The organism is Vallicoccus soli (genome assembly GCF_003594885.1).
GTDB lineage: Bacteria > Actinomycetota > Actinomycetes > Motilibacterales > Motilibacteraceae > Vallicoccus > Vallicoccus soli.
Genome location: NZ_QZEZ01000001.1, coordinates 975,110 through 987,079, shown reverse-complemented (window position 1 = coordinate 987,079; position 11,970 = coordinate 975,110). Strand labels below are relative to the sequence as shown.

10 protein-coding genes are annotated in these 11,970 nt (G+C 78.0%); 9 read left to right on the top strand and 1 reads right to left on the bottom strand.

What is annotated here, in order from left to right; all coding sequences use genetic code 11:
• Positions 1-284: 284 nt before the first annotated feature.
• From D5H78_RS04650 to D5H78_RS04615, 8 genes are all read left to right on the top strand, one after another.
• Positions 285-848, top strand: a complete 564-nt coding sequence (locus D5H78_RS04650) for a hypothetical protein (RefSeq protein WP_119949119.1) — start codon at positions 285-287, stop codon at positions 846-848.
• A 32-nt stretch (positions 849-880) separates the two neighbouring features.
• On the top strand, positions 881-2,398 hold the full coding sequence (locus tag D5H78_RS04645) for a SagB/ThcOx family dehydrogenase (RefSeq protein WP_218566233.1): 1,518 nt from the start codon (positions 881-883) through the stop codon (positions 2,396-2,398).
• A gap of 270 nt (positions 2,399-2,668) precedes the next feature.
• A complete protein-coding gene (locus D5H78_RS04640; RefSeq protein ID WP_119949118.1) occupies positions 2,669-2,839 on the top strand; it encodes a thiazolylpeptide-type bacteriocin in 171 nt (56 codons plus the stop codon).
• A 147-nt stretch (positions 2,840-2,986) separates the two neighbouring features.
• Positions 2,987-4,615, top strand: a complete 1,629-nt coding sequence (locus D5H78_RS04635; protein WP_119949117.1) for a class I adenylate-forming enzyme family protein — start codon at positions 2,987-2,989, stop codon at positions 4,613-4,615.
• The gene (locus D5H78_RS04630; RefSeq protein WP_119949116.1) at positions 4,606-5,514 is read left to right on the top strand and encodes a 2-amino-3,7-dideoxy-D-threo-hept-6-ulosonate synthase; all 909 of its coding nucleotides are present in this window, start codon (positions 4,606-4,608) and stop codon (positions 5,512-5,514) included. The genes D5H78_RS04635 and D5H78_RS04630 overlap by 10 nt, the downstream gene beginning before the upstream one ends.
• On the top strand, positions 5,480-6,586 hold the full coding sequence (locus D5H78_RS04625) for a 3-dehydroquinate synthase II family protein (RefSeq protein ID WP_119949115.1): 1,107 nt from the start codon (positions 5,480-5,482) through the stop codon (positions 6,584-6,586). Before D5H78_RS04630 ends, D5H78_RS04625 begins: the two co-directional genes overlap by 35 nt.
• Positions 6,583-7,728 carry an FAD-dependent monooxygenase gene (locus D5H78_RS04620; RefSeq protein ID WP_165865599.1) on the top strand — a complete coding sequence of 382 codons (1,146 nt, stop codon included), beginning with the start codon at positions 6,583-6,585 and terminating at the stop codon, positions 7,726-7,728. Before D5H78_RS04625 ends, D5H78_RS04620 begins: the two co-directional genes overlap by 4 nt.
• Before the next feature lie 25 nt (positions 7,729-7,753).
• Positions 7,754-9,271, top strand: a complete 1,518-nt coding sequence (locus tag D5H78_RS04615; protein ID WP_119949385.1) for a DUF885 family protein — start codon at positions 7,754-7,756, stop codon at positions 9,269-9,271.
• Positions 9,272-9,283: 12 nt separating this feature from the next.
• Here D5H78_RS04615 and D5H78_RS04610 read toward each other — a convergent pair whose 3' ends face one another.
• Positions 9,284-9,709: an organic hydroperoxide resistance protein gene (locus D5H78_RS04610; protein ID WP_119949384.1), complete on the bottom strand. Its 426-nt coding sequence runs from the start codon at positions 9,707-9,709 to the stop codon at positions 9,284-9,286.
• A gap of 99 nt (positions 9,710-9,808) precedes the next feature.
• On the opposite strand from D5H78_RS04610, the gene glgX reads away from it, so the two are divergent.
• The gene (gene glgX, locus D5H78_RS04605) at positions 9,809-11,932 is read left to right on the top strand and encodes a glycogen debranching protein GlgX (RefSeq protein WP_218566232.1); all 2,124 of its coding nucleotides are present in this window, start codon (positions 9,809-9,811) and stop codon (positions 11,930-11,932) included.
• Positions 11,933-11,970: the final 38 nt, after the last annotated feature.

Genomic DNA, 11,970 nt, shown 5'->3' with positions numbered 1-11,970 from the left:
TGGGTGGGTGGGTGGGTGGATGGGCTGGGCGGTCGTTCGGGCGGTGGCTCCTGGGGCCGCCGCTGCGGGGTCCGGTCGGGACGGCCCCGGCGGCGGCTCCTGCCGGGACACTGCTCCCGGGGGGCGGGGCCGCGGCGGCGGCGGGGCGGCGCCCGTGACGGGTGTCATCGACCTGGTGACATCGGGTCGACACGGCGCGCGGGCCGGGCAGGGTGGGGCGTGGCCGCCCTAGCGTGGCGGCGCACGGCAGCCCGAGCACGACCGGCGACGGCAGGAGCGGAGCGATGACGATGCAGGCGGGACGACCCACCCACCGCGGACCGCGCGGCGAGGACGCGCCCTTCGCCCTCCGGGCGGCGTTCGTCCTCGGTCCGTTCGGCCTGCTCTGGGGCATGGTGGCCGCCTCCGGCGCCGGCGGTGCGGCCGCCGCGCTGCGCGTCGCGGCGGTGGTCGCCGCCGTGCTCGTCGTGGCGGGGGCCGTCGCCCTCGCCCGGCGCCGCCCGCCCCGCCCGCGCAGCCTCCCCGAGGGGTGGCACCGCCGGGTCGGGCTGGTCAACGCCGGCCAGTTCGTGGTCATCGCCCTGGTCGTCGTCGGGTGCCTCGTCGCCGACGCCCCCCAGCTCGTGCCGCCGCTGGTCTGCCTCGTCGTGGGCGTGCACTTCGTGCCGCTGGCCCGCGACTTCGCCCAGCCGGAGTACCGCGCGACGGCCGCCGGCCTGTGCGCCGCCGCCGTCGCGGGCCTCGTGCTGCTCGCGGCGGTCGACGCCGAGGCCTCGCGCCTCGTCGTCGGCGCCGTGGCGGCCCTCGTCCTCTGGGGCAGCGCGCTGCGCGTGGCGTCGCGCGGCTGACCCCCCGTCCCCGCCCGCCCAGGAGGCGCGCCGTGACCACCCTCCCCCTCCCGTCCCGCGCGCCCGCCCCGCTGCTGGCGCGCGCCCTCGTCCTGCGCGACGACGCGTCGCTCGCGCTGGAGGCCGACGCGGTCGTCGTCCGCGGCCCGGCCGGCTCGTTCCGGCTGCGCCGCCCCGCCCCCGGCGTGCGCGACGCGCTGCTGCGGCTGGCCCGCGGGCCCTCCGACCCCGCGCGGCTCGTCGACGGCGTCGACGAGTCCGCGCGCGGGGTCCTGCGGGCGGTGCTCGACCGCGCCCGGCCGCTGCTCGCCGAGGTGCTCCTCGACGGCGGCACCGAGCTGCTGCGCATGGAGCGGACCTCGCCCGGCGGCACCGCCCCGGCCGGGCCACCGCCGGTGCAGGTGGCGTGCGTGCGCCTCTCCCGGTTCGCGCTGCTCCGCACCCGCGGCGACCGGCTGGTGCTCGAGTCACCGCTGTCCGGGGTGCGCGCGGTGCTCACCTCGGCCCGCGCCCGCGCGCTGGTCGCCGGCCTGGGCGCACCGCAGGAGACCTCGGGGGTCGGCGGACCCGTGGAGCGCCAGCTCGTCGACACCCTCGTGGACGCCGGGCTGGTCGAGGCCGCGGGCCCGGGAGAGCGGTTCCCCTCGGAGGCGGACCCGGTGCTGCGCCAGTGGGACTACCACGACCTGCTGGCCCACGGCCGGGTGCGCTCGGGCAGCTTCGACGAGCCGCTCGGCGCCCTCTACCCGTACCGCGGCAGCATCGCGCCGCGCCCCGCGGTCCGGAAGCCGCCTGCGGGGCCCGTCGTGCCGCTGCACCGCCCGGCGTGGGACGAGGTCGCCGTACGGGACCCGAGCCTGACCGCCGCGCTGGAGGGCCGCCGCTCCGTGCGCCACCACGGCCGCGAGCCGCTGACGCTGGAGCAGCTCGGGGAGTTCCTCTGGCGCGTGCACCGGGTGCGCGCCCACTACGTGCCGGACGACGACCCCGGGGGCGCGGACGCCGACGAGGCGGTCTCGCGCCCCTACCCCAGCGGCGGGCGGGCGTACGAGCTCGAGCTGTACCTCACCGTCTCCCGCTGCCGCGGGCTCGACCCCGGGGTCTACTACCACGACCCCGTCGCGCACCGCCTCGTCCTCGTCGAGGGCGACCCGGGCCCGCGCGAGGCCGTCCTCGCCGTCGCCCGCCGAGCGGTCGGCAGCGACGTGACGCCGGACGTCCTCGTCACCGTGACGTCGCGGTTCCAGCGGCTGTCGTGGAAGTACCGCGCCATCGCCTACGCCACGACCCTGCGGCACACGGGCGTGCTCTACCAGACGATGTACCTCGTGGGCACCGCCATGGGCCTCGCCGGCTGCGCGCTCGGCAACGGCGACGCGGCGCTGTCCGCCCGCGTCCTCGGCCTGGACTACCTCGAGGAGTCGTCCGTCGGCGACTTCATGCTCGGGAGCATGCCCGAGGACGGCGGCCTCGACCCCGGCCCGCACCCGGGGTGGCACCTCGGCAACGGGTCCGACTGGCCGGTGCGCGCCCAGGAGCAGCTGCCCTAGCACCGCCACGCCCCCCGCGGCCCCGCGCTCGTCCGTCGAGCGCGGGGCCGCTGCCGTGCGGGGCCGGCGCCCGGGCGCGCAGGGCCGACCTCCCAGCGCACCGGTGGGCGGCAGGACGCGCAAGTCCCGCATGACGCAGGAGAGCGGTTTCTCAGCGCGCAGGTGACAACCGTCAGGACGGGCGGGAAAACCCTTCCCCCCGCCGTCCGGGTGGGGCACCTTGGAACCACGCCGGCCGCAGGGGCCGGGGACAACCGGAAGGACAGCACCATGGCGAAGAACACGCAGCAGCCGACCACCGACGACGTCTTCGGCGCGTTCGACGTGGACGGCTTCGAGACGCTCGACGTCGCGCAGGGCACGGCCCTGCCGGAGATGGGCGCCTCGAGCGGCAGCATCGGCACCTCGTCGTCCTCCAGCTCCACCTGCTCGGCCTGCTGAGGACGCTCCCCCACGCCGTGCGACGCGCCCGTCCGGCCCTCGGGCCGGCCGGGCGCGTCGGCGCCGGCGACCCGCACCACCCGCACGACCCGCACCACCCGCACGAACCGCACCACCCGCACGACCGAGGCACAGGGAGGAGGCACCGTGACCACCACCGCGACCCCCACGAGCACCGCCACCGCAGCACCGAGCTCCGAGCAGGCCACGCCGGGCACCGCGAGCGCAGAGCGCTCCGTCGTACGGATCGTCACGGCCTCCGCCCGGCTCGGCGACCGCCCCGCGGTCCTGGGGCCCGCGGGCACCACGACCGGCGCCCGGTACGCCCACCGGGTCCTCGCCGCCGCCGCCACGCTGCGCCGGCTCGGCGCCGGTCCCGGCACCACCGTCGCCCTCCTGCTCACCGGGAACGGCGTCGACCAGCTCGTCGCCCGCCACGCCGCGCAGCTGCTCGGCGCCTGCGCGGTGCACGTGCGCTCGATGAACCCGCGCACCGACGACGAGGAGCTCGACGGCGCGGCGCAGGCGCGGCTGCTGCGCCTGACCGGCGCCCACCTGCTCGTCGTGGACCCGCCGCAGGCGGCGCGAGGCCGCCTGCTGGCCCGCTCGACCGGGGTGCGCCTCCTGGCGACCGGCCCCGGGACGGGGCTGGCGCCGCTCGAGGGCCCCGACCGCCTCGACCCCGCCGACGCGCCCGCGCCGGCACCCGACGACCGCGCGCTCGTCACCTCCACCAGCGGCAGCGGCGGCCGACCCAAGGCCGTCGTCCAGTCCTGGGGCACGTACGAGCGCCTCGTCCGCCTGCTCGGCGAGGACGCGCGTGACTACCGCCCGCGCGTCCTCGCCGCGACACCGGTCGGCCACACCGTGGCGCCGATGCTCGACGCCGCGCTGGCCCGCGGCGGCTCCGTCGTCCTGCACGCCGGCTTCGACGCCGGCGCCGTGCTCGACGCGGTCGCCGCCGACGCCGTGACGGACGCCTACCTCGCGGTGCCGCACCTCTACGCGCTGCTCGACCACCCGCGCCTGGGCGCGACCGACCTGTCCCGGCTGCGCCGGGTCGTCTACAGCGGCACCCCGGCGGCGCCGCACCGCGTCGCGGAGGCCGCCCGCCGCGTCGGGCCGGCGCTGGTGCAGGTCTACGGCACCACGGAGACCGGCGGCATCAGCTGCCTGCACGCCCTCGACCACGCCGAGCCGGAGCTGCACGGCACCGTCGGGCGCCCGTTCCCGTGGGTGGACCTGCGCCTGGTCGGCGAGGACGGCCGCGACGCCGCGCCGGGCGAGGTCGGCGAGGTCTGGGTGCGCAGCCCCACGACCATGGACGGCTACCTCGGCGAGGCGGGCACGGGACGCGCGCCCGACGGCGCCGTGCGGACCGGCGACCTCGCCCGCCGCACGCCCACCGGGCACCTCGAGCTCGTCGGCCGCCGCGGTCGGGTCCTCAAGGTCGGGGGCCTCAAGGTCCACCCCGCCGCCGTCGAGCAGGCGCTCCTGGCCCACCCCGACGTCGTGCTGGCCGCCGCCTGGGGCGTGAGCGACGCGCAGCGGGTCGAGCACCTGCTCGCCGCCGTGCAGGTCCGGCCCGCCGCCACCGCGACCGGGACAGCGCTCGCCGACCACGTGGCCGGCCTGCTGGGCGGGCCGTACCGCCCCGAGCGGGTCGAGGTCGCCGCGCGGCTCCCGCTGACCCCCAGCGGCAAGCCCGACGTCGCCCGGCTCGCCGCCGGCTCCGCACCCGCCGCCACCCCCGACAGGAGCACGCCATGCCCGTGATCTCGCACCCCGCCCGGTCGCTGCGCCTGCGGCGGCTCTTCCGCCACCACCCGGAGCGGCTCATGGTCGTCCCGGTGGACCACCCCGTCAGCGACGGCCCGGTCCTCCCCCGCGGCACCACCCTCGACGGCCTCGTCGGCCGGCTCGCCGCCGCGGGCGTCGACGCGGTCTGCCTGCACAAGGGCAGCCTGCGCCAGGTCCGGCCCGAGCGCTTCCGCGACCTGTCCCTCGTCCTGCACCTGAGCGCCAGCACCCGCGCGGCCCCCGACCCGGACGCGAAGTACCTCGTGACCGACGTGGCCGAGGCGGTGCGCCTCGGCGCGGACGCCGTGAGCGTGCACGTCAACCTGGGCTCGGACACCGAGGCGCGCCAGCTCGAGGACCTCGGCCGCGTCGGCGAGGCGTGCGACCGGTGGAACGTCCCGCTGCTCGTCATGGCCTACCCGCGCGGGCCGCGGGTGGCGGACCCGCGCGACCCGGAGCTCGTCGCCCACGCGGTGACCGTGTCCGCCGAGCTCGGGGCCGACGTCGTCAAGACGGTGTTCCCCGGCTCGGTGGCCGCGCTGCGCGAGGTGACCTCGGCCAGCCCCGTGCCGGTCCTCGTCGCCGGCGGCCCGCAGCGGCCCGAGGAGAGCAGCACGATCGAGTTCGTCCGCGACGCGATCCTCGGCGGGGCCGCCGGGGTGGCCATGGGGCGCGGCGTCTTCCGGTCCCGGGACCCCCGCACGACGGCTGAGGTCGTGGCCCGCCTCGTGCACGGCCTCCCGCAGCAGGACCACCGCACCGACCGCACCGACCGCACCGACCGCACCGACCGGACCGCGGCCCGCACCGGCGACCGCACGCAGCAGGGAGGAGAGACCAGTGGCACCGAGCAGACTGTGCTGGCTCGACGTTAGGGAGGCGGGCGCGTCCCGCCCGGCCGTCGTCGAGGAGGCCCTGCACGCCGGCATCGACGGCGTCGTGGCCTCGGACCCCGCGGACCTGGAGGGGCTGCCGCCGAGCGTGCGGCGCGTCCTGCTCCCCGAGCAGCGCCGCCCCGGCGACGCGACCGGCCCCGCGGACGTCGTCGTCCTGCGCGACCCGGTGGACCGCGCGGACCTGCAGCGCGAGCGGCCGGACGTCGAGACCGGCGTGTTCATCGAGGTGGTCGACGCCGAGAGCCTCGAGCGGGCCTGCCAGGCGGCGCGCACCGAGCGCTGGACGGTCCTGCAGTTCCGCGACCCCACGAAGATCCCGCTGGAGATCGTCATCGCGGCGGCGAGCGGCGCGCAGGGCACCCTCGTCACGACCGCGGCCGACCCGGCGGAGGCGCGCATCGTCTTCGGCGTCCTCGAGCTCGGCTCGGACGGCGTGCTCATGCCGGGCCGCGCCGTCGGCGACGCGACGGGCCTGCGGGCCGCGGCCGCCGCGAACGCCGGCACGCTCGAGCTCGAGGAGCTCACCGTCGTGCGCACGAGCGACATCGGGATGGGCGAGCGGGCCTGCGTGGACACCTGCGCCTACCTGGCCAAGGACGAGGGCCTGCTCGTCGGCTCGCACTCCAAGGGCATGGTGCTGTGCGTCAGCGAGACCCACCCGCTGCCCTACATGCCGACCCGGCCGTTCCGCATCAACGCGGGCGCGATCCACTCGTACACGCTCGGCGCCGGCGGCCGCACCCAGTACCTCTCCGAGCTGCGCTCCGGCAGCACCGTCACCGCCGTCGGCGCGGACGGGCGCACCCGCGAGGTGCCGGTGGGCCGGGTCAAGATGGAGACCCGCCCGCTCATCTCCGTCGACGCGGTGTCCGCGGACGGGCGGCCGGTCAACCTGATCCTGCAGCACGACTGGCACGTGCGGGTGCTCGGCCCCGGCGCGGAGGTGCTCAACAGCACCGAGCTGCGCCCCGGGCACCGGCTGCTGGGGCACCTGCCGACGGCGGACCGCCACGTCGGCTACCCCATCGACGAGTTCTGCCTGGAGCAGTGAGCGCCGTGGGCCGCCCGCTGCGGGTCGCCGTCGCCGGCGGGGGCCTCGCCGGCCTCTGCACGGCGGCGGCGCTCGCCGCCGACGGCGCGGAGGTCGTCGTGCACGAGCGGGCCCGCCGCCTCGAGGAGGTCGGCGCCGGCATCCAGCTCTCCCCCAACGCCACCCGCCACCTGCGCGCGCTCGGCCTCGGGCGCCACCTGCGCGCCGACCGCGTCGGCCTCCCCCACGGGCGCGAGGTGCGCCGCTGGGACGACGGCACCGTCGTGCAGCGCACCGCGCTCGGGGCGGCCTGCGCCGGGGCGTACGGGGCGCCGTACCTCACGCTCCTGCGCCCCGACCTGCAGGCGGCCCTGCTCGCGCTGGCCGGGCCCCGGCTCGTCCGGACCGGCTCGCGCGTCGCGCGGGTCGAGGAGTCGGCCGACGGCGTGGGGCTCGTCCTGGAGGACGGCTCGCTGCACGAGGCCGACGTCGTGGTCGGCGCGGACGGCATCGGCTCGGCGGTGCGCGCCGGCCTCTACGCGGACGCACCGCGCCCCTCCGGCCAGCTCGCCCACCGCGGGGTCGTCCCGGTCGGCGCGCTGGGGCCCGGGCCGTGGGCCGAGCGGGCCGTCGTCTGGCTGGCCCACGACCGGCACCTCGTGCACTACCCCGTCGACGGCGGGCGCCGGGTCGCGTGGGTCGCGACCGTCCCGGAGGGGGACGGGCTCGACGGGTACGCCGCCTGGGACCCGCGGGTGCGCGCCCTGCTCGCCGCGGGCCGGCGCGAGGCCGCGGCCGTGGCGGCCCGTCCCCTGCAGGACCGCCGGCCGCGCCGGCGGTGGTCGACGGCGCGCTGCACGCTCGCCGGCGACGCGGCGCACGCGATGCTCCCGTTCCTCGCCCAGGGCGCCAACCAGGCGGTCGAGGACGCGGCCGCGCTCGCCGCGTGCCTGCGCGACGCCGGGCCGGGCGGGACCGCCACCGCCCTCGCCGCGTACGAGCGCCGCCGCGCCGGCCGCGCCGCCCGCGTCGTGCGCGCCTCCCGCGCCGCCGCGCGCCTGCCCGACCCGCCCCCGCCGCCGGCGGCGCGGGACGACGACGGCACCGCCGCCCTGGCGGGGATGGCCTGGCTGTACGGGCACGACGCCGCCGCCGCGCGGTGACCCGCCGTGTGGTGGGGTGCAGGGCATGAGCCCGAGCGACCCCGCGGCCGACCCGCGCCTGGACGCCCTCACCGACCTCGCGGTGCCCGAGGCGCGCGACGGCGCCGGGCTGCACCGGTACGACGGCGCGGTGCAGGACCTCTCCCCCGACGGCGTGCGCGCGGGGCTGGCCCGCCTCGGGGGCCCGCAGCGCCCCGACCCGCACGACGAGCGCCACGTCGCGGCGTTCGAGGCCCGCGCGCGGCTCGTGCTCGGCGAGCTGGGCATGCACCGGCGCGACCCGGGGCTGCACGTCGAGGCGCTCGACGTCTCGGGGTACGACCGGGAGTACGCCCCGCTCGAGGAGCGCGCCGCCGCCCGGGGCCGGCACCTCGCGGCCTGGCCCGACGCCGTCGACGCGGCGGTCGAGGCGCTGGACGCGGTGAGCGCGCCGGTCGCGCAGGCCCTGCTGGGCGCGGCGCGGGGGCTCGGCGAGGACGTCGAGGACCCGGCCGCCCTGGCCGCGCTCGACCGCTTCCTGGCGCACCTGGAGCGCGCGGCCCGCGAGGGCGACCCCGACCCCTCGCTCGGCGCGCGGGCCCTGACCCGGCTGCTCGCGCTGCCCGAGGGGCTGGGCGAGCAGGACGCCGACCTCGGCCGGCTGGCCGCGGCCGCCGACGCCGAGCGGGACCGGCTGCACGGGCTGCTCGCCGAGGCGTGCGACCGGATCGCCCCCGGCGAGCGGCCGCAGGACGTCGTGCCGCGGCTGCTCGCGGACCACCCCGACGCGTCCGGCGTGCTGCGCGAGGCGCGCGCGCAGGTCGACGAGGTGCTCGCGTTCGCCCGGGAGCACGACCTCGCCCCGCACCTGGACGGCGAGTGCCGGGTCGGCCCGGCGCCGGCGTCCAAGCGGTGGTCGATGGCGATGATGGCCTGGGCCGCGCCCCAGGAGCCGGACGGCCCGTCCTGGTACTGGGTCACCCCGCCCGACCCGTCCTGGCCCGCGCAGGACGTCGAGGACTGGCTGTCGGTCTTCAGCCGCACCACGCTGCCCGCGGTGACCGCGCACGAGGTCGCCCCCGGGCACTTCGCGCACGGGCGCTCGCTGCGCCGCGCCGCGACCCCCGAGCGGCGGGTCCTGCAGTCGATGGCGTTCGCCGAGGGCTGGGCGCACTACACCGAGGAGGTCATGGTCGAGCAGGGCTTCCGCGGCGACGACCCGCGCTTCGCGGCCGGCGTGTGGCTGGAGGCCCTCGTGCGGGTGACCCGCATGGCGTGCGCCGTCGGCCTGCACACCGGCGCGATGACCGTCGAGGACGCGACCCGGCGGTTCGAGCAGGACGCGCTCATGGCGCGCGCGTCGGCCGCCTCGGAGGCGCGGCGCGGGACGTTCGACCCCACGTACGGGCGCTACACCTGGGGCAAGCTCGCCCTGCTGCGCCTGCGCGAGGAGGCCCGGGCCGCCTGGGGCCCGGGCTTCTCCCTGCCGCGCTTCCACCGCGCCCTGCTCGCCCTCGGCAGCCCGCCCCTGGGGCTGCTGCCGACGGCGCTCGAGCGCGGCTGACCCGCCGGCCGCTCAGGCGGCGCGGACGGTGACCTCGATGTTGCCGGTGGTCGCCCGCGAGTAGGGGCAGGTCCGGTGCGCCTGGTCCACCACGCGCTGGGTCGTCTCGGCGTCGGCCGACGGGATCTCGGCGACGATCTCCACCGAGAGGACGTACTGGCCCTCGGACCCCTTGCCCAGGTGCACGGTGCTCGTGACCGTCGAGTCCGAGGTGTCCACGCCCTGGCTGCTCGCCACGAGCGTCAGCGCGGAGTGGAAGCACGCCGCGTAGCCCGCGGCGAAGAGCTGCTCGGGGTTGCTCGCCCCGCCCGGGCCGCCGAGCTCCTTCGGCGCCTTCATCTCGAGGTCGATGACGCCGTCCTCGGAGCGGACGTGCCCGTCGCGCCCGCCCTTGGAGCTCACCGTGGTCGTGTACAGCTGCTGGTCGATCGTCTCCATGCGCCCACCCTTGCCCCGCCGCGGCCGTCCTGCACCCCGGCGCCGCGTCCGGGCCGTCCCGACCGCCCCGGCGGGGCCCGGTCTGCCAGGATCGCCCGGGTGAGCACCGGCCCGCAGCCCCCTGACGCCCTGCCGGGGCGGCCCCGGCCGCTCGGCGCGACGCCCGGCCCGGACGGGACGTCCTTCGCGGTGTGGGCGCCGGGGGCGGAGGCGGTCGACCTCTGCCTCTTCGACGACCGCGGCCGCGAGGAGCGCGTACGGCTCGCCGAGCGCACCCACGGCGTCCACCACGGCCTCGTCCCCGGGGTGGGGCACGGCCGGCGCTACGGCTTCCGCGCCCACGGGCGCTGGGACCCCTGGCACGGCGAGCGCCGCAACCCGCGCAAGCTGCTCCTCGACCCGTACGCCCGCGCCGTCGACGGGCGCTTCGTCCTCGACGACGCGGTCTTCGGCCACGTGCGCGCCTCCGGGGACGACACGCTGCGCGACGAGCGCGACTCGGCGCCGTTCGTCCCCCGCAGCGTCGTGGTGGACGACCCGTACGACTGGGGCGACGACCGCCCGCCCGCGGTGCCGTGGGAGGAGACCGTCGTCTACGAGGCCCACGTGCGCGGCTTCACGATGCTGCACCCGGGCGTGCCGCAGGGGCTGCGCGGCAGCTACGCGGGCCTCGCCCACCCGGCCGCCGTGCAGCACCTCGTCGACCTCGGCGTGACGACCGTCGAGCTGCTGCCCGTGCACGAGCACGTCAGCGAGGAGCACCTGCTCGCCGGCGGCCGGGTGAACTACTGGGGCTACAACAGCGTGGGCTTCTTCGCCCCGCACAGCGGCTACAGCGCGTCGGGGACCCGCGGCCAGCAGGTGCGCGAGTTCCGCGACATGGTCCGCGCCCTGCACGCCGCGGGCCTGGAGGTCGTCCTCGACGTCGTCTACAACCACACCGCCGAGGCCTCGGAGACCGGCCCGACGCTGCTGTTCCGCGGGCTGGAGAACGCCGGCTACTACCGGCTGCGCGACGGGCGCCACTACACCGACCTCACCGGCTGCGGGAACACCGTGGACACGACGAGCCCCGCGGCGCTGGCCCTCGTCATGGACTCGCTGCGCTACTGGGTCGAGGAGATGCACGTCGACGGCTTCCGCTTCGACCTCGTGAGCGCGATCGCGCGCGGGCCGCAGGCGTTCTCGCGGGCCTCCGCGTTCCTCACCGCGGTCGGGCAGGACCCGGTGCTCTCGCGGGCCAAGCTCGTCGCCGAGCCGTGGGACCTCGGCGAGGGCGGCTACCAGGTCGGCGCCTTCCCGCCGCCGTGGGCGGAGTGGAACGACAAGTACCGCGGCACGGTCCGCGACCTGTGGCGGGGGCGCTCGGACGGGGTGCGCGAGGTGGCGTACCGGCTCACGGGGTCCTCGGACGTCTTCGGCGGGCCGGACGACCGCCGCCCGTACGCCTCGGTCAACTTCGTCACCGCCCACGACGGGTTCACCCTGCGGGACCTCGTGTCGTACGACCGCAAGCACAACCTCGCCAACGGCGAGGACGACCGCGACGGGACCGACGACAACCGGTCCTGGAACTGCGGCGTCGAGGGGCCCACCGACGACCCCGAGGTGCTCGCGCTGCGGGCCCGGCAGAGCCGCAACCTGCTCGCCACGCTGCTGCTGTCCGCCGGCACGCCGATGATCACCGCGGGCGACGAGATGGGGCGCACGCAGGGCGGCAACAACAACGCGTACTGCCAGGACAACGAGGTCTCCTGGCTCGACTGGGACCTCGACGCGGAGCAGCGCTCGCTGCTCGGCTTCACCCGCCTGCTCCTGCGGCTGCGCCGCGAGCACGTCGTGCTGCGCCAGCCCCGGTTCTTCGCCGGCGCCCCGCTCGAGGACGGCGGGCGCAAGGACCTCGCGTGGTTCCGCCGCGACGGCCGCGAGATGGACCACGCGGCGTGGTTCGACCCGGGGCTGCGGACCCTCGGGATGCTGCTCGGCGGCGACGCCATGCCGCTGCGCGACGCCCGCGGCGAGCGCATCGTCGACGACTCGTTCCTGCTGCTGCTCAACGCCGGGGCGGAGCCGGTCGAGTTCACGCTGCCCGGCGCGCCGTGGGCGCTGTCGGGGTACGACGTCGTGCTCGACACCGCCGCGCCCGACGTCGCCCTCGCCTACCCCGCGGGTGCGACGGTGCCCATGGCCGGGCGCTCGCTGGTGCTGCTGCGCGCGTCCTGAGCGGTGCTCCGGCCCGTTCCGTAACCGCAGAAGGCGCC

What these genes read in the sequence shown, in the direction of transcription:
- D5H78_RS04640 (WP_119949118.1), top strand. Translation starts at nt 2,669, where the DNA reads ATGGCGAAGAACACGCAGCAGCCGACCACCGACGACGTCTTCGGCGCG.
- D5H78_RS04615 (WP_119949385.1), top strand. Translation starts at nt 7,754, where the DNA reads ATGAGCCCGAGCGACCCCGCGGCCGACCCGCGCCTGGACGCCCTCACC.
- D5H78_RS04610 (WP_119949384.1), bottom strand. Translation starts at nt 9,709, where the DNA reads ATGGAGACGATCGACCAGCAGCTGTACACGACCACGGTGAGCTCCAAG.
- D5H78_RS04630 (WP_119949116.1), top strand. Translation starts at nt 4,606, where the DNA reads ATGCCCGTGATCTCGCACCCCGCCCGGTCGCTGCGCCTGCGGCGGCTC.
- D5H78_RS04650 (WP_119949119.1), top strand. Translation starts at nt 285, where the DNA reads ATGACGATGCAGGCGGGACGACCCACCCACCGCGGACCGCGCGGCGAG.